At 70.8% G+C, this 17300-nt stretch carries 15 protein-coding genes; 6 read left to right on the plus strand and 9 right to left on the minus strand.

Features of this window, described 5'->3' with window-relative positions:
- Positions 1 to 233 precede the first annotated feature (233 nt).
- Positions 234 to 1745, minus strand: coding sequence for an MFS transporter (locus ACIRRY_RS01425; RefSeq protein ID WP_403966472.1), 1512 nt, complete (start codon positions 1743 to 1745; stop codon positions 234 to 236).
- 117 nt (positions 1746 to 1862) lie between these two features.
- Between ACIRRY_RS01425 and ACIRRY_RS01430 the strand changes: the two genes are divergently transcribed.
- Together ACIRRY_RS01430 and ACIRRY_RS01435 are read left to right on the plus strand one after the other, a co-directional pair.
- The gene (locus ACIRRY_RS01430) at positions 1863 to 2867 is read left to right on the plus strand and encodes an Lrp/AsnC family transcriptional regulator (RefSeq protein WP_403968294.1); all 1005 of its coding nucleotides are present in this window, start codon (positions 1863 to 1865) and stop codon (positions 2865 to 2867) included.
- Positions 2868 to 3085: 218 nt separating this feature from the next.
- A complete protein-coding gene (locus ACIRRY_RS01435; RefSeq protein WP_403966474.1) occupies positions 3086 to 4237 on the plus strand; it encodes a DUF3500 domain-containing protein in 1152 nt (383 codons plus the stop codon).
- Between the two features lie 195 nt (positions 4238 to 4432).
- Here the strand turns inward: ACIRRY_RS01435 and ACIRRY_RS01440 are convergent, their stop codons facing one another.
- Positions 4433 to 5302, minus strand: coding sequence for a LysR substrate-binding domain-containing protein (locus tag ACIRRY_RS01440; RefSeq protein WP_403968296.1), 870 nt, complete (start codon positions 5300 to 5302; stop codon positions 4433 to 4435).
- Positions 5303 to 5489: 187 nt separating this feature from the next.
- Here ACIRRY_RS01440 and ACIRRY_RS01445 point away from each other — a divergent pair, with 187 nt between their 5' ends.
- A complete protein-coding gene (locus ACIRRY_RS01445; RefSeq protein ID WP_403966477.1) occupies positions 5490 to 6506 on the plus strand; it encodes a bile acid:sodium symporter family protein in 1017 nt (338 codons plus the stop codon).
- Here the strand turns inward: ACIRRY_RS01445 and ACIRRY_RS01450 are convergent.
- The 3 genes from ACIRRY_RS01450 to ACIRRY_RS01460 all read right to left on the minus strand — a co-directional run bounded on the left by ACIRRY_RS01450 (position 6439) and on the right by ACIRRY_RS01460 (position 10710).
- Positions 6439 to 7677: a DUF4185 domain-containing protein gene (locus ACIRRY_RS01450; protein ID WP_403966480.1), complete on the minus strand. Its 1239-nt coding sequence runs from the start codon at positions 7675 to 7677 to the stop codon at positions 6439 to 6441. The genes ACIRRY_RS01445 and ACIRRY_RS01450 overlap by 68 nt on opposite strands.
- A 10-nt stretch (positions 7678 to 7687) precedes the next feature.
- The gene (locus tag ACIRRY_RS01455; protein WP_403966483.1) at positions 7688 to 9634 is read right to left on the minus strand and encodes an exo-alpha-sialidase; all 1947 of its coding nucleotides are present in this window, start codon (positions 9632 to 9634) and stop codon (positions 7688 to 7690) included.
- Between the two features lie 140 nt (positions 9635 to 9774).
- Positions 9775 to 10710: a zinc-binding alcohol dehydrogenase family protein gene (locus tag ACIRRY_RS01460; protein ID WP_403966486.1), complete on the minus strand. Its 936-nt coding sequence runs from the start codon at positions 10708 to 10710 to the stop codon at positions 9775 to 9777.
- Positions 10711 to 10877: 167 nt separating this feature from the next.
- On the opposite strand from ACIRRY_RS01460, the gene ACIRRY_RS01465 reads away from it, so the two are divergent.
- Both ACIRRY_RS01465 and ACIRRY_RS01470 read left to right on the plus strand, forming a co-directional pair.
- Positions 10878 to 11327 (plus strand): MarR family winged helix-turn-helix transcriptional regulator, encoded by a 450-nt coding sequence (locus tag ACIRRY_RS01465; protein ID WP_403966489.1) that lies wholly within the window; start codon positions 10878 to 10880, stop codon positions 11325 to 11327.
- 19 nt (positions 11328 to 11346) lie between these two features.
- Positions 11347 to 11895 (plus strand): isochorismatase family protein, encoded by a 549-nt coding sequence (locus ACIRRY_RS01470; protein ID WP_403966492.1) that lies wholly within the window; start codon positions 11347 to 11349, stop codon positions 11893 to 11895.
- Between the two features lie 194 nt (positions 11896 to 12089).
- On the opposite strand, the gene ACIRRY_RS01475 is transcribed toward ACIRRY_RS01470, so the two are convergent.
- The gene (locus tag ACIRRY_RS01475; RefSeq protein ID WP_403966495.1) at positions 12090 to 12809 is read right to left on the minus strand and encodes an SDR family oxidoreductase; all 720 of its coding nucleotides are present in this window, start codon (positions 12807 to 12809) and stop codon (positions 12090 to 12092) included.
- A gap of 148 nt (positions 12810 to 12957) precedes the next feature.
- Between ACIRRY_RS01475 and ACIRRY_RS01480 the strand changes: the two genes are divergently transcribed.
- Entirely contained in the window at positions 12958 to 13776 is an 819-nt protein-coding gene (locus ACIRRY_RS01480) for a LysR family transcriptional regulator (protein ID WP_403966498.1), read from the plus strand.
- A 326-nt stretch (positions 13777 to 14102) separates the two neighbouring features.
- Here the strand turns inward: ACIRRY_RS01480 and fdhD are convergent, their stop codons facing one another.
- From fdhD to ACIRRY_RS01495, 3 genes are all read right to left on the minus strand, one after another.
- Positions 14103 to 14951: a formate dehydrogenase accessory sulfurtransferase FdhD gene (fdhD, locus tag ACIRRY_RS01485; protein WP_403966501.1), complete on the minus strand. Its 849-nt coding sequence runs from the start codon at positions 14949 to 14951 to the stop codon at positions 14103 to 14105.
- A gap of 189 nt (positions 14952 to 15140) precedes the next feature.
- Complete coding sequence (locus ACIRRY_RS01490; protein ID WP_403966504.1) at positions 15141 to 16112, minus strand: 2-dehydropantoate 2-reductase; 972 nt, start codon at positions 16110 to 16112, stop codon at positions 15141 to 15143.
- Positions 16113 to 16408: 296 nt separating this feature from the next.
- Positions 16409 to 17254, minus strand: coding sequence for an SDR family oxidoreductase (locus tag ACIRRY_RS01495; RefSeq protein ID WP_403966507.1), 846 nt, complete (start codon positions 17252 to 17254; stop codon positions 16409 to 16411).
- Positions 17255 to 17300 lie beyond the last annotated feature (46 nt).

Raw genomic sequence — 17300 nt, forward strand, 5'->3', positions numbered from 1 at the left:
CCCGCTCCTGTCGGCACTCCCCTGACGGCGCCGTGAAAGCTACCCCACCGGACGGAAGGGCGGGAGGGGGCGCGAAAACGAGCGATCCTCACGTCCGCGCTGGTCAGCGGCGGAAAATGCCCTCACAAGGGGAAGGGTCGGACAGAAATCCTTACGGTTCCGTAGGTTTCGGCCCCGTAATCTCCACTGAATCTGTACGACCCGATTACCCCCCGCGTCCCGGTCGCCGGACGTCACCCGTGCGACGCCGTCTCCTCCCCGCTCAGCGTCCGCGGGGCGGATTCCGTCACTCCCGCCGTGCCACTCGTCCGCTCCGCGCTACGCGCCCTGACCAGGGCGAGCACCAGCGCGCCCGCCACCGTCCCGACGAGGCCGGCCGTCACGAGCGCCGCGTCGAGCCCCGAGGCGAACGCGGCCCGCAGTGCGTGTTCGGAGAACGTCCCGCGCAGCGCCCCGGCCCCGCCGCCCGCGAGCGTGTGCGCCGCGTCGTGCGGGAGGGTGTCCCGCATCCGCGAGGTGAGGACGGTCCCGGACACGGCGACGCCGAGCGCGAACCCCAACTGCCGCACGGTGTTGACCGCGCCGCCCGCCATGCCCGCCCGCTCCGCCGGCACCGCCGCGAGGGCCGCCCCGGCGATCCCCGGCGCCACCAGCCCCGTACCGACACCGACCAGGACGAGCCCCGGCACCAGCGTCGTCCAGTCCGAACCGGCGCCCAGGACGGCCTGACAGAAACAGCCCGTACCGATCAGCAGCAGCCCGCCGCCGATGGTCAGCCGCGCCGGCACCCCGTGCAGCAGCTTCCCGGCGAGCACCGACACCACGACCGCCGCCCCCGTCAGCGGCAGCAGCGTCAGCCCACCGCGCACCGGGCTCATCCCCAGCACCGTCTGGAGCCAGATCGACAGATACGGCATCCCGCCGAACGCCACCCCGTTGAAGGCGAGCGCCCCCGCCATCACCCCCACGAAGGCAGGCTTGCGCAGCAGCGCCATATCCAGCAGCGGATGCGCCACCCGCCGTTCCACCAGCACGAAACAGACCAGCGCGAGTGCCGCGACCACGAAGGAGACGAGGGTGGGCGTCGCACCCCAGCCGTCCTCACCGGCCCGCACCACCGCGTATGTCACCCCGCCCGCGAACCCCGCGAACGCCACCGTCCCGAGCCAGTCGATACGCATCCCGCGCGTCCCCCTCGACTCCGGCACCACCCGCAGCGTCATCCACACCGCGGCCACGCTCACCGGCAGGTTCACGAAGAAGATCCACCGCCAGCCCGGCCCCTCGGTGAGTGCCCCGCCCAGCACCGGCCCGACCGCCGCGGCACCGCCGCTGACCGCGCCCCACACCCCGAGCGCCACCGACCGCCGCCGCCCCTGATACACCGAGGCCAGCAGCGGCAGCGTCGTGGCGAACATCGCCGCCGCCCCCACCCCCTGCACGGCCCGCGCGGCCACCAGCGCGCCCGGCCCGTCCGCGAGCCCGCACGCGAGCGACGCCACCGCGAACAGCACCACGCCCACCACATGCACCCGCCGGTGCCCCAGAATGTCGGCCGCCGCCCCGAACCCCAGCAGCAGCGCGGCCAACGCCAGCGCGTACCCGTCGACCACCCACTGCAGATCACTCAACGACGCGTGCAACGACCGCGCCACGTCCGGCAGCGCGACCACCACGATCGTCACATCCAGCAACAACATGAACGTGCCCAGGCACACCGCCGTCAGCGGCCCCCATGTACGCATGCCCTCAACTCCCCTGTCCGGGTTGTGCAGTTCTCCGTACGATGGGCACCAACCGGACGATCAACTCCGTGTCGGTCATCGCACCGCCGGAATCCGACAGGAGCGGCCGTGCTGGAGATGGAATCCGACACCCTCGACCGGCTCGACATGCAACTGCTCACCGCCCTGGAACTCAACGGCCGGGCCTCCTTCAGCCGCCTCGGCACGGTCCTCGGCGCCTCCGACCAGACCATCGCCCGCCGCTACCGCCGCCTCACCGCCGAGGCCGGCCTCCGCGTCGTCGCCATCCGGGACGCCGAACGCCTGGGCCAGGACCAGTGGATGCTCCGGCTGCGCTGCGCCCCCGACAACGCCCTCACCATCGCCGACGCCCTCGCCAGACGCCCCGACACCGCCTGGATCGGCCTCGCCTCCGGCGGCACCGAGATCATCTGCCTGACCCGCCCGCGCAGCCCCGGCGACTACGACGACCTCCTGCTCGGCAAACTCCCGCGCACCCCCAGCGTCCTGGACATCCGCGCCCACCAGATGCTCCACCGCTTCTACGGCGGCCCCACGGGCTGGCTGCGCCGCTTCAAGGTGCTCGCCGACGACCAGATCGCCGCCCTGCTCCCCGAACCGGCGCCACCGTCGGGCCCCGCCCGCATCCACCCCGAGGACGAGGCCCTGATCGCCGTACTCGAACGGGACGGACGCGCCGGATACCCCGAACTCCAGCGCGCCACCGGCCGCTCCGAGTCCGCCGTCAAACGCCGGCTCGCCGCGCTGATCGGCTCCGGAGCGGTGTACATCGACATCGAGTACGACTCCGAGGTGTTCGGATACCCGCGTGCGGCCGTCCTGTGGATCACGGCGACCCCCGCGGCACTGCACTCGGTCGGCGAGGCGCTGGCCACCCACGACGAGATCGCCTACGCGTCGGCGACGGCGGGCACGTCCAACATCGTCGTGACGGCCGTCGTGAAGGACACCGCGGGGCTCTACGACTACCTCAGCGGACCCCTGGGCCAGCTCGACGGGGTACGACAGGTGGAGGCGAGCCCGTTCCTGCGCCGGGTCAAACAACTCACGTACCGGACGCTCCCCCTCAACTCGTCCTCAACTCGCCCTCCCTCAAAGTAAGTTCAAGATAAATCATGCTCAAAACCCAGCACCCGGAGATGGGAACCACAGTGTTCGGCGATCGAATGTGGCTCGTCCAAACCGATGCCGCGGGGATTTCCCGAAAGATCTTCTGGAAATAATCTTCGGAAGTCCTTCCGGCGTGCCCCGAAGGGAATACTGAGTTGAAGACGAAAAACTCTCATCGCCGGTCGCTGGGTCGTCACCGGAAGGTGGTCGTGGCCCTGGCGGCAGCGACGACCCTGCTCGGCGGCGCGCTGTACGCCAACGCCAACGCCGCCTCCTCTCCGTCCGATCCGACCAGCAGCGCCTCCCCGTCGAACCCCGGATCGACCTCCCCGTCCGACCCCGGCTCCACGTCCCCCTCCAGCCCCGCGTCCGCGTCCGCCCCCGTGCCCAAGCCCACGGGATCGACCGGCACGGGCACGGACGTCTCGGACGTGGTCGACGCCGCCACGACCTTCCTGGACACCCTGGACGACGACCAACAGGCCGATGTACTTCTCGACTTCACCCAGGCAAACGCCATCGCCTGGTCGAACCTCTCGTGCGGTGCGACCTGCCGGGTCGGCATCGAACTCAGCTCCCTCAGCGACACCCAGCTCGCCGCGGCCAAGGCGGTCGTCGAGGCCGCCACCGGCACCGGCGACGACAGCGGCTACTCCCAGATCTCCCAGATCCTGGCGGCCGACGACGTCCTCGGCGAGACCGACAGCAGCTACGGCAGCGGCAACTACTATCTCGCCTTCCTGGGCACCCCGAGCACCACCGGCACCTGGCAACTGCACTTCGGCGGCGACCAGTTGGCCGTGAACCTCACCTACAAGGACGGCGAGGTCGTGGGGACCACCCCGTACTTCGCCGGCGTCGAACCCACCACCTGGACCGACGACGGCACCACCTACGCACCCCTGTCCGGGATGCACGACGGGCTGGTGTCGATGCTCGAAGGCCTGACCGACGACGAGCTGACGGAGGCCAAGCTCTCCGACACCACCACCGACGTGGTGCTCGGCCCGGACGAGGACGGCGACTTCCCCGACACCAAGGAAGGCATCGCGGCCGGCGAACTCACCGACGACCAGCAGCAGTTGATCCTCGACGCCATCGAACCCTGGGTCGAGGCCGCGGACGACACCACCGCCGCGTCCACCCTGAGCACCTACAAGTCGGAGCTCGACGACACCTACATCTCCTACTCCGGCACGAGCGCACTGGACACCGCGGGCGACTACGTCCGCATCGACGGACCCGGTGTCTGGATCGAGTTCTCGGTCCAGGACGGCGTGGTGGACACCAGCCGGCTCAACTACAGCAGCGTCTACCGCGACCACGAAACCGACTACGGAGGAGAGTTCTCCTTCTCCTGAACCTGATCCGCCTGCCGGAATGACGGGCGGCGCTGCTCCCGGCAGCGCCGCCCGCTGTCGCGCATTTCTTTACGGCCGGCCGAGGAATTCATCGCGGCCGGTATTCATGCCGGTGCCGCCCACATGATTCACCAGCTATTTCCGGGCTGTGAGAAAAAGCCGCCGCCGGTGTTTTCCGCAAGGGAAATCCCGGAACTACGGACCACGCCGATGCAGCCGATCCCCACCCGCCAGAATCGCCGCCGCCAGCGCGTCCGCCGCCCCCTGCGCCGAAACCCGCCGCCGCCCGTGGACCAGCACGAAGTCGACCTCGCCCAGCTCCGGCAGCCCCGCCCGCTCCGGCACCCGCACAAGTCCCGGCGGCACCAGCCCCTTCGAGTGCGCCATCACCCCGAGTCCCGCCCGGGCGGCGGCGATCAGCCCGTTCAGGCTGCCGCTCGTGCAGGCGATCCGCCAGGCCCGCCCCTGCCGCTCCAGCGCCTCCATGGCGAGGGCGCGGGTGATCCCCGGCGGTGGATAGACGATCAACGGCACCGGGCGATCGGCGTCCAGCCGGAGCCGTTCCGCGCCGATCCACACCAGCTTGTCGTGCCAGACCAGTTCGCCCCGAGGATCCTCGGCCCGCCGCTTCGCCAGCACCAGGTCCAGCTTCCCGGCGGCCAGTTGCTCGTGCAGCGTGCCGGACAGCTCGACCGTCAGCTCCAGGTCGACCTCGGGATGGTCGTAGCGGAAGCCCTCCAGGATCTCCGGCAGCCGGGTCAGGACGAAGTCCTCGGACGCGCCGAAGCGCAGCCGGCCGCGCAACCGGGTGCCGGTGAAGAACGCCGACGCCTGCTCCTGCACCTCCAGGATGCGGCGCGCGAACCCGAGCATCGCCTCGCCGTCCTCCGTCAGCTCCACCGAGTGCGTGTCCCGGGTGAACAGGTGCCGTCCCGTCGCGTCCTCCAGCCGCCGCACATGCTGGCTCACCGTGGACTGGCGCAGCCCGAGCCGCCGGGCGGCCTGCGTGAAACTCAGCGTCTGGGACACCGCGAGAAAGGTCCGCAGGTGAGAGAGGTCGTACATGGCATACACCATGGCATACACCGTATCCGGTCATCACGAAACGTGATGACAGTCAGAGCGGTATGACGGATTCCCGATCAAGAAGCGGGGGAGCAAGATGGGGAGGGCACGAGTCCGCGCCGGACGACGGACCGGACGTACAGCGAAGTAGTGGAGCACAGTGAAACGCCTGCGATGGCCGAGTCGGATGCCGATCGACCCCTACATCCTGCTGCTCCTCGGGACGGTGGGCGTCGCCGCACTCCTCCCCGCCAGAGGCGCGGGCGCCGACGTCGCCTCCGGCGCCTCCACGGCGGCGATCGCCTTCCTCTTCTTCCTCTACGGCGCCCGCCTCTCGACTCGCGAGGCACTGGACGGGCTCAAGCACTGGCGGCTGCACACCACCGTCCTGGCCTGCACCTTCCTCGTCTTCCCGCTGCTGGGCCTGGCCGCCCGGGGCCTCGTCCCGGTGCTCCTGACCCACCCCCTCTACCAGGGGCTGCTGTTCCTCACCCTCGTCCCGTCGACCGTCCAGTCGTCGATCGCGTTCACCTCGATCGCGCGCGGCAACGTGCCCGCCGCGATCTGCGCCGGCTCCTTCTCCTCCCTCGCCGGCATCGTCATCACCCCGCTGCTCGCCGCCGCCCTCCTCGGCGGCAACGCGGGCGGCTTCTCCGCCGACTCCGTCGTCAAGATCGTGCTGCAACTCCTGGTGCCGTTCCTGGCCGGGCAGGTGCTGCGGCGCTGGGTCGGCGGTCTCATCACCCGGCACAAGAAGATCCTCGGCTACGTCGACCGCGCCTCGATCCTCCTCGTCGTCTACACCGCGTTCAGCGAGGGCATGGTCCAGGGCATCTGGCACCAGGTCAGCGCGGCCCGCCTCGGCGCACTGCTCGCCGTCGAGGCCGTCATCCTCGCCGTGATGCTCACCCTGACCTGGTACGGCGGCAAGGCGCTGCGTTTCGACCGGGAGGACCGGATCGCCATCCAGTTCGCCGGCTCGAAGAAGTCCCTCGCCTCCGGACTGCCCATGGCCAGCGTCCTGTTCGGCGCCCACGCCTCCCTCGCGGTGCTGCCGCTGATGCTCTTCCACCAGATGCAGCTGATGGTGTGCGCGGTCATCGCCAAGCGCCGCGCCCGCGATCCGCAGCCCGAGGTCATCGGGACGGCGGGCCCAACCTCAGGGTCACGAACCGCGGTCGGTACAGCGACACGTTCCGGCTGAGGTTCCAGGCGGCCGAAGTGGCCGTCGCGTCCAGCCAGTTGACGTCGTAGCTCAGCACGATCCGGCCGCCGTCGCCGAGCGCGGGATGGGTCTGCGGGTTGTACGCGGCGACCTGCCCCGGCGGCAGCGGCGGACTGAAGCCCCGGGTCGGCCCGTGCCACGGCCCGACGGGCGAACAGGCCCAGTACGAGGTCACGGTGGTCAGCCCCCGGCTGCCCGCCGCCATCGTGAACAGGACGTACGTCCTCCCGTGCCGCACCACCGAGAACGCGCTCCCCACGCCGGTGCGTCGACCGTCCCCGAGCACCGCCCGCGGGCCTGCCCGAGCCGTCCAAGCCGAGCCGTCCCAGTACTCCCAGGCACCCGGCTCCCCGAGCCGCCCCTCCGGCACCCGCGCCACATACGCCGAGGAGGTCGGCCGGGCCGCGGCCTGCGCGTCGTTCCCGCCGAAGACGTACGTCCAGCCGCCCACCGCGATCGCCGTCGTCCCGAACTGCACCCGCCGGGACGGGTCTTGGACGAGCCGCTGGTCGAAGACCTTCACGATCGACTCCACCCGCAGCTCCGGCAACGACAGCGTGGCCACCTCGGTCGCGGTCGGCACACCGTAGATCCACGGGTACGGTCCGGCCGTCCGCGTCCACAGCAGCACCCGTACGACCGACTCGGCCGAACCGGGGGAGCGGGGCTCTACGCGGGCCGCGACCGGCCAACGCCACTCGTTCGGGGCGGGATCGGGGAACAGCGGTGAGGGGAGCGTGAGTTGGGGGCGTCCGTCGCGCATCACCACCGCCGAGTTCCGCACCAGCGGCGCGGTGGTGTCGCGCCAGGCGTACGACTCGCCGACCGGGTTGGGCGGGCCGTGCACCTGGCCGAGATAGGTGTCGGAGAACAGCCACAGCACCCGCCCGTCCGGCAGCCGCACCGAGTGGGTGCCGTCGCCGCCGGTCCAGTCGTCGGCGCGGGACGCGTCGTCGCCGTACGCGGCAAAGGAGTCGGTGAGCCGCGTGTCCGGCGACCAGGAGCGCACCGCGGTGGCCGTGCACGCGCCGACGCCCTCCCGGTCGTGGTCCTTCGGGAGGGCGGTGAGCAGCACGGCCGCGAGAACCAGGGTCAGCAGCAGGCCGACCCCGGCTCCCCTCCGCCGTCGTGCTCGTCGGTCCTCGGGCACGCCCGGGACGTTAGTGGCCGGCGCGCACCCGGTCCATGGGCAGCCACAGGACGGTCCCGGCGGTGGCGGGCTCCGGCGCGGCCAGCTCGTCGTCCGTCAACAGGCGTTCCCAGACTCGGACGTCGTCGATCGACCCGGTCAAGTACTGCATGCTGTCCATGCGTTGGCCGATGTGCACGCCGAACGGCGAGTTGCGGCTGACGGAGCCCACGATGTCCGCCGTGCTCACCGCCGTACCGTCCACGGACAGGCTCAACTGCCCACCGCCGCGCCGCAGTACGGCCCGGTGCCACTGGCCGTCGTTGTAGGCGCCGGCGGTGACCACCGAGGTGGTGTGGACGGTCGTCGCGCCGACCCGCGTGGTGATCAGCGCCCGGACGTGATTGCCCGCGGGCTCGCCGCGCAGCCAGACCTGCGGCTGGGTGGTGCCGACCCCGCCCATCCACAGGAACGGCTGATCACCCGTCGTCGCCGTATACCGGAACCAGAGGGACACCGTGAAGTCCTTTGTCCCCAGCGGCAGTCGGTCGCTGTACGGCAGGCGTACGGCGTCGTCGACACCGTCGAAGGAGAGGGCGCCGCCGGACACGCCGTCCGTCTCCTGGGCGCCGCCGAGCACGACCGCGCGCCTGGCGCCCGGGGCGAGGTCGGTGGTCGTCGGGTCCGGGCCCCGACGCGGTTGCAGCCAGGCCTCGTTGAAGCGGGCGAAGCGGATCTCGTCGGTCGCGGTCACGGCGCCGCCCTCGTAGAGCAGTCCCACCGTGTCCCCGTCGATCCGGGCCATGTCGGAGTAGCCCGACCAGTCCTTCGTCACGACCGTGCCGCGGTCCACGCTGTCCCAGGTGCGGCCGCCGTCGTAGGAGGAACGGATCATCATCGTCCGGCGGCGGTCCGGGTCGGCGTCGCAGGCCAGCAGGATGCGGGAGTTGACGCCGAGCGTCGAGCACTGGACCTGCGGCGTGTACAGGTCGGGCAGGTCGCGGAAGGGCGCGGTGAAACTGTCGCCGCCGTCGCGGCTGACCGCCTGGGTGCGATGCCCGAGGTCGGTGCCGTCCTGCTCACGGCCGCTCACCAGGACCGAACCGTCGGTACGCTCGGTGAGCGTCACCTCGGACGGCTTCTGCCGCCAGGTCCCGTCGGCCGCGATCGGGTACGAGTCGGTGGCGCCGACCTTCCAGTGGTCGCCGCCGTCGTCGCTCACGATCAGCGCCGCGTTGTTCGCGGTGACCCTCCCCCAGCCTCCGGCCGGGGGGACCCCCATCTCGCTTCGCTCGCCCTCCCAGGTCTCGGTGTTGACCCCGAACACGAGCCGGCCCCGGTGCTTGCCGCGGGTCAGCTGGATGCCGTGCACGGGGCCGGTGGCGTACCAGGAGTTCCAGTTCGGGGGCCGGATCTCGTTGCTCAGGTCACGCGGCTGCGACCAGGTGAGACCGTCGTCGTCGCTGTACTGGAGGTGGGGGGTGCGGTCGCAGGGGACGGAGCAACCGGCGCCGTCCGTACGGCCAGTGTTGTACGTCTCGGCGAGCAGGATGCGGCCCGTCCGACGGTCCACGATGGGCGCCGGGTTGCCGTGGGTGTCGCCGTCGCCGTGGTTGACGACCTGCAACGGGCTCCAGGTGAGGCCCTCGTCCGTGGAGCGCTTGACGACGATGTCGATGTCCCCGGCGTCACCGCAGTTGAGGATCCGGCCCTCGGCGAACGCGAGCAGGGTGCCGTCCCTGGTCCTCACGACGGCCGGGATACGGAAGCAGGCGTACCCCGCGTCCTGGGGAGCCTTGAAGAGGACCCGCTGGTCGAACTCGGGTGTGCGGGTGGTGGTTTGGGCTGTCGAGGTGGCGGTGGAGGCGGACGCGGTTGGGGCGGTGGCGTGCGCCGGGCTCGGGAGCATGAGCAGTGCGGCCAGGGTGAGTGCTGCGGTGAAGGTGGATCTCAGACGTGTGCGAAGCCTTGACGGCATGGAGCGACCTGCCCTTCATTAATCCGGACATTCGGACATCCCACGTCCAACGGGCGCGTCACAGACGTTAGTTGGGGCCTCCCGTGCCTCACAAGAAGCGTGCAGCGACGGTGACGGAGTGTCAGGGCCGGCGGGACTTGTCAGGGTCGCAGGACGACCTTGCCGAGATTGCTCCGCGACTCGATCACCTCGTGCGCCTTCGCCGCGTCCGCCAGCCCGAACTCCCCGTGCACGGCCGGTTTCAGCGTGCCCTCCGCGAACAGCCGCCACAGCTCCCGCCGCCACCGTTCGTACAACTCCGGCTGCCCGCGCGCGATCCGCGCCATCTGGAACCCGATCACGGACTTGGCGCCCACGAGGAGGTCGTACGCCTGGATCGTCCCGCCGCCCGAGCTGTACGCCACGAGCCGCCCGCCCGGGACGAGCGCCGCCACAGCCGGGGTCAGCAACTCGCCGCCCACCGCGTCCAGTACGTAGTCGACGGGGTCGCCCCAGTCCGGCCGGTGCGGGCAGCCCGGGCTGCCGTAGGCGATCACCTCGTCGGCGCCCAGCGCGCGCACGAAGTCCGTCTTCGCCGGATCGGAGACCGCGCCCACGACCCGTCCCGCGCCGCGCGTCTTCGCCAACTGCACGGCGAGATGGCCGACTCCGCTCGCCGCGGCCGTGATCAGCGCGGCCTCGCCCGGTTCGGGGCGGGCCGCGTCCAGGGCGCCCAGAGCCACCAGTCCGCTGCGGACGAGCGCGACCGCGTCGACGGCCGAGGCGGCGTCGGGTACAGAGGAGGCCATGGCCTCGTGCAGGACGGCGAAGTCGGCGTACCCGTGCCCGAAGCAGAGCCCGGTCACCCGCTCGCCCACCCGGAAGCGGGTCACCCCCTGTCCTACGGCGGCCACCTCGCCCGCGATCTCGCCACCGAGCGGGATCGGCTCGGCCGCCTCGGTGACCTTGCGGACGACGGGCAGAGTGACCCCGATCGCCTCGGTACGGACGAGGAGTTCGCCGGGGCCCGGTGCGGGGACGGGGGTCTCCTCCAGGAACAGCGGGCCGCCGGTGGACTCGTACCGGACGCGACGCATCGCACCTCCAGGGAGTGGTGGTAGCAGGTGGGAACCAGGGAGAGGGGAACCAGGGAGAGGGGAGATGGAGGGAAGGGGGAGATGGGGAGTGTCGGGAATCGTTGGGAGTCCCCATGGTATTCACGGTTTCGTTGGGAAGTCCAATGACTTTTCGCTAGGCTGTCCGCATGGCCGAAGCACCGCACCCCGCACCCCTCGCCGCGATCCGCTCCCTCCCCAGCTGGCTCCTCGGCCGGGCCGCCGCCCGCGGCCGGGCCCTCGTCGCCGATGCCCTGGCCGCCGAAGGACTGAAGATGTGGCACCACGTGGTGCTCTCCGCCGTCCGCGACCTCGCGCCCGTCGCACAGGCCGACCTCGGCCGTGGCGTCGGGCTTGATCCCAAGGACCTGGTAGGCGTCCTCAACGACCTCCAGGCCGCGCACCTGGTCGTACGGGAGCCGGACCCGAAGGACCGCCGCAAGAACGCGGTGTCGCTCACGACCGAGGGCGCACGGCTGCTGAAACGCTGCGAGAAGGCGGCCCGCGAGGCCAACGAGCAGCTCCTCGCTCCCCTGTCGGCGGCCGAACGGGACCGGTTCATGGGCCTGTTGATCCGGATCTCCGGTACGGAGGGCTGACGGCGGCTAACGTTCCGTCATGACCCCACCGCAGACTCCCGAACCCCGGCTCGCCCTCGACCCCGAGCGCACCGCCCTGGTCCTCGTCGACCTGATGGACCGCATCGTCGCGCTGCCGCTCGAACCGTACAAGGGCACCGAAGTCCTCGCCGTCGCCGAGGAGTTGGCCGCGGGGTTCCGCTCCGTCGGCGCGCTCGTCGTGCTGATCCGGGTCGAACGTCCCGGCATCGCCGAGCAGCCCGCCGGCAGTGGTCTCGCCGACGGGCTGCTCCGGGAAGGGGACGTGGAGATCGTGAAACGGACGATCGGCGGCTTCCAGGGCACGGGACTTGACGAACGCCTGCGTGAACGGGGCGTCGACACCCTGGTGTTCGGCGGGATCGCCACCAACCTCGGTGTAGAGTCCACCGCCCGCGCCGCCGGCGACCTCGGCTATCAACTCGTCTTCGTCGAGGACGCCCTGAGCGCACTCACCGCGGCCGAGCACCAGGCGTCGGTCAGGCTCGACTTCCCGCGACTGGGCTCGGTGGTGACGGCGGCGGAGGTGCGCTTCGGGTCGGGTGACTGAGGCGGGCTCACGCCGTCCCGGTTGAGCCGGGCTTCGTACCGGACGGCTGAGGCGCGGGTCACGCCGGGTGGCTCCGACGCTTTTGTCCCCGCGGATGGTTGAGGCGGACTTCACCCCCGGAGGCTGGGCCGGGTTTCACGCCAGGCGCCCGAGGCGGGCTTCGCGCCGGGTGTCCGACTCGGGCGGCGGAGCGGTCAGACGAGGACCGTGCCGCCGTCCACGACCACCGTCGAACCGGTGCTGTAGCCGCCGCGCATCAGATACAGATACGCCTCGGCGATGTCCTCCGGCTCGCCGATCCGGCCGACCGGCAGCGACCCGGCGACGGACTCGAACAGTCCGTCCCGGTTCTCCTCCCCGATCTCCCGCCACAGTTCGGTGCGGACCACACCCGGGGCGACCACGTTGACCCGCAGCGGGGCCAACTCCAGGGCCAGCGCCCGGGTCAGCGACTCCATCGCCCCGCACAGCGCCGCGGCGACGGTCGTGCCCGGCAGCGGCCTGCGTCCGGCGGTACCCGTGGTCAGGACCACGGAACCGCCCTCCCGGATCGACGGAGCGCCGTACTTCACGGCGGTGTACGCACCCCACAACCGGGTGTCCAGGAAGGCGCGGGCCCGCCCGAGGTCGGACTCGGCGAGGCTCTCCATCAACAGCGCCTCACCCGCCGTGTAGACCAGGTGGTCGTAGCCGCCGAGCCCCGCGAAGAAGTCCCGTACCGCCTCCTCGTCGCTCGCGTCGAGCACCCGTCCCTCGGCGTCCTCCGGGAGCCGTTTCAACGCCGCGTCCACGCTCGCCTGCCGACGCGAGGCGACCACCACGCGGGCGCCCTCCCGTGCGGCTGCCTCCGCGACCGCCAGCCCGATTCCCGCCGTACCGCCGATGACGACGACCCGCTGTCCTCGCACTGCCATGACCTGCCCCTTTCGCCCTGCTGTCGTGTCCTTCATCGCTGTCACGCGATCCAGCCTGCGTCCGCCACCACCTCGCCGTCCAAGACCTCTTTCGGCGATGGCGATACCCTGAAGGCATCGCCGACGGCGGGACGGAAGGGTGACGGTTATGGACCTCGACCTGCGGAAGGTCCGCTACTTCGTGGCGGTGGCCGAACTGCTGCACTTCGGTCGCGCGGCCGAACAACTGCACATCGCGCAGCCGGTGTTGAGCCGTCAGATCCGGGCCCTGGAAAAGGACTTGGACGCCACACTCTTCGAACGCGACAGCCACGGCGTGACGTTGACCCCGGCCGGTCACCAACTCCTTGACGACGGGCACGCGTTGCTCGCCTCGGCGAACGCCACGCGCCGCCGGGTGCAACGGTCCGCGCGCGGCCCGCACCGCCTCGTCGTCGGCTTCCGCGCGGGCGTCGTGATCACCCACACCCTGCGTGCCTACGGCGCCGCCCACCCCGGCATCGAGGTCAAGGCCCGCCGGGTCGAATGGGACGACCAGGAGCAACTCATCCTCGACGGCACCGTCGACCTCGCCTATCTGCGCCGCCCGATCCGCGAGCAGGGCCTCACGCTGCTGCCCCTGTTCACCGAGGCCCGGGTGGCGATGCTGCCCGCCGACCACCGCCTCGCCGGCAAGCAGGACCTCGCGCTGGCCGACCTCGCCGGCGAGACCTGGCTGCGGTACGCCGACCCCGGCCCGGACGACGTACCGATCCGCAGCATCGAGGAGAAGTTCGAGGCGGTGGCCTCCGGCGCGGGCATCACCCTCGTCCCCGTCTCCGTCGCCGAGCAGTACTCCCGCCCCGACATCACCTACGTCCCCGTCCCCGACGCCGAACCCGACGAGGTGATCCTGGCCTGGGAGGCGGCTCGGCGGTCACCTTTGATCGCGGCGTTCGTGGGGACTGCGCAGGGGGAGCGGGGGTGAGGTGGGGCGCGATCCTCGTTGGGGCGCGCGCAGATGGGTCGGGGAGCGGTCTTCGCGGGGCTCGCAGAGCGGCTCTGAGGCGCGAGTCTTGCCGGGGTCAGCACGACTGACGTGGGGGCATGGGTCTTGCAGGGCGCTCAGCACTGAGGCGCAGGCACGGTTTCGCAGGGCGTTCAAGGCCGAGGCCCGTGCACCGGATCGCAGGGCCCGCCGGGCTCAGGCAGGGGACGGTCTTCGCGGGGTCGCACGACTGAGGCGGGGCCCCTGCGGCGCAGGGGGCGCTCCCCGCCGGCCGGGGCCCCGCCGCCGTGACGCGGGACGGGCGCTCAGCCCTGGGCGGCCGCGGCCCGCAGGGCGACACGGTCCTCGCCCGCGTACACGTTCATGTTGCTGCCCCGCAGGAAGCCCACCAGGGTCAGACCCGTCTCCGCCGCGAGGTCCACGGCCAGCGACGAGGGCGCCGACACCGCCGCCAGCAGCGGGATGCCCGCCATCACGGCCTTCTGCGCCAGCTCGAAGGAGGCCCGGCCCGACACCAGCAGGATCACCCGGGACAGCGGCAGGTCACCGTTCTGCAGGGCCCGGCCGACCAGCTTGTCGACCGCGTTGTGCCGGCCCACGTCCTCCCGTATGTCCAGCAGCTCGCCCTCCTCGCTGAACAGGGCCGCCGCGTGCAGACCCCCGGTCCGGTCGAAGACCCGCTGGGCCGCGCGCAGCCGGTCGGGGAGGCTCGCGAGGAGCGCGGGTTCGACACGGACCCGGGGAGTGTCGGCGATGGGCCAGCGTGCCGTCGTACGGACCGCGTCCAGGCTCGCCTTGCCGCACAGACCGCACGAGGACGTCGTATACACGTTCCGCTCCAACGTGATGTCCGGCATCACCACGTCCGGGGAGGTCCGTACGTCCACCACGTTGTACGAGTTCGAACCGTCCACTGTCGCCCCCGCGCAGTACACGATGTTCTGCAGATCGTATGCGTTCGCCAGTACACCCTCGCTGACCAGGAACCCGGCCGCGAGCGCGAAGTCGTCGCCGGGCGTGCGCATGGTGATCGCGAGCGGCTTGCCGTTGAGCCGGATCTCCAGGGGTTCCTCGGCGACGAGCGTGTCCGGTCGGCTGGAGACCGCGCCGTCCCGGATCCGGATCACCTTGCGTCGTTCCGTGACTCGTCCCATGTCCTGATCAGCCCCGGTTCTGTACGTACTGGCAGCCGAAACGGCCCTTGCTGCGGAGGTGCCCCTCACGTCTTCATTGTCCTGCACGTGCGGAGTGAGCCGGCGGCCCGCCCGCGTCTGTTCGTACGGCGACTCGCACGGCACTCCTCATGCGGCACTCCTCATGCCGCATCTCTCATGCGGCACCCCTCACGCAGCACTTCTCAGCGCGAGCAGGTCGGAGATGGCGTGCACGGTGCGCAGGGTGGGCACGTCCACGCCGGTGATCTCCGCCAACTCGACCACCGCCGCGAGGAGTACGTCGAGTTCGAGCGGCTTGCCGCGCTCCAGATCCTGGAGGGTCGAGGTGCGGTGGTCGCCGACACGTTCCGCGCCCGCGAGCCGACGCTCGATGGAGACACCGACCTCGCAGCCCAGGGCCTCGGCGACGGACAGCGTCTCGGTCATCATGATCTCGATGACCTTGCGGGTGCCGCCGTGCAGACACATCTGCCGCATCGTCGCGCGGGCCAGCGCGCTGATCGGGTTGAAGGAGATGTTGCCGAGCAGCTTGAGCCAGATGTCATTGCGCAGATCCGGCTCCACCGGGCACTTCAAGCCGCCCGCCCGCATGGCCTCGCTCAGCGCAAGACACCGTGTCGAGACGCTCCGGTCGGGCTCCCCGATCGAGAACCGGGTGCCTTCGAGATGGCGGACAACTCCCGGTCCCGCCAGCTCGGTTGCCGCGTAGACGACACAGCCGACGGCCCGTTCGGGCGCGAGCACCGCACTGACGGCGCCGTCCGGATCCACACTCTCGATGCGCTGCCCGTCGTAGGGGCCGCCGTGCGCGTGGAAGTACCACCAGGGGATGCCGTTCTGGGCGGCCACGACCGCCGTGGTGTCGTGCAGCAGGGGCTCGATCAACGGCCCGCACGCCGCGTACGAGTTGGCCTTCAGACCGAGGAGGACGAAGTCGACCGGGCCGATCTCGGCCGGGTCGTCGGTGGCATGGGCGCGGGCGGTGAAGTCGCCGCGCGGGCTGAGTACGTGGACGCCGTGCTGCCTCATGGCCGCGAGATGCGGTCCACGGGCGACGAGATGCACATCGGCGCCCGCACGGTGGAGCGAGGCACCGACATAGGCGCCGATCGCACCGGCGCCGAGAACTGCGACTTTCACCGGAGACTCTCCGTTCGGTCGAGGGAGTACCGCGGAGGTGGCTGCGAGAGGGTTGCCGAGCGTGGATGCCATATGCGGATCCCACATGCGGCTGCCGAACAGTGTCGACGAAATATTGTCTACAGTATGGAAGATGGGTCGGCAAGGGTCTGAGCAGAGACTGCATATCTGAGCGGAGACTGCATACAGGTGTAACTGACGCTCAGCGGCCATCGGGCGGGCGAGGCCCGCCAGATGTGTGTCTCCTGGGCCTCCTGTGTCTTCTGTGTCTTCTGCGTCTCTTGCGTGGGCGGTGTTCAGCCGTCGGTGTCGTCGTACGCCAGGTCGCTGCCGAGGTGGCGGGATTCCTGGGCCTGGGCGAGGAGTTCCCTGGCCTTCGCCTCGACGCCCTCGATGGCGTCGGCCCCGGCGACGAAGCGCAGCAGCGGCTTCTCCTGGTCGGCGATGGCCAGCAGGGCGCGGGCGAGCTTGGTGGGGTCGCCGGTCTGCTGGCCGTTCATGCTCTTCCAGGCCGCGACGGTGGCCGCGGTGCGCTCGGCGTAGTCGTCGATGGTCGGCTCGGGCCAGGTGGTGGAGGCGTCCACGAGGAGTTCGGTGCGGAAGAAGCCGGGTTCCACGACCGTGGTGTGGATGCCGTAGGGCTCGACGTCGTAGCGCAGCGACTCCATCCAGCCCTCCACGCCGAACTTGGAGGCGGCGTACGCGACGCAGAACTCCTGGCCGATCAGGCCGGCGGAGGAGGAGAGCGTGATGACGTGCCCGGCACGCTGCCTGCGCAGGACGGGCAGCACCGCGCGGGTGACGTTCATCGGGCCGAAGAGGTTGGTCTCGAACTGCTGGCGCATCTGGTCGGGAGTGATCTCTTCGAAGTATCCGGCGAAGAAGTTGCCGGCGTTGTTGACGAGGACGTCGATGCGGCCGAAGCGGTCGACGGCGGCCTGCGCGGCGGCCTCGGCGTCCTCCGGGCTGGTGACGTCCAGCTTGGTGACCAGCAGATTGTCCTGAGGTCCGCCCAGCGCCTGCTCGACCTGATCGGGGCGGCGGCCGGTGGCGACGACCTGGTGACCGGCGGCGAGGGCCTCGCGGACGATGTCCGTGCCCAGACCGCGTCCGGCGCCGGTGACGAGAATGACCTTGCTCATGACGGGTTCCTTTCAGGTGCCGTGATCAAGCACCCGGTGATGTGCG

It is taken from the genome of Streptomyces sp. NPDC101776, assembly GCF_044766845.1.
In the GTDB taxonomy this organism is placed as follows: Bacteria; Actinomycetota; Actinomycetes; order Streptomycetales; family Streptomycetaceae; genus Streptomyces.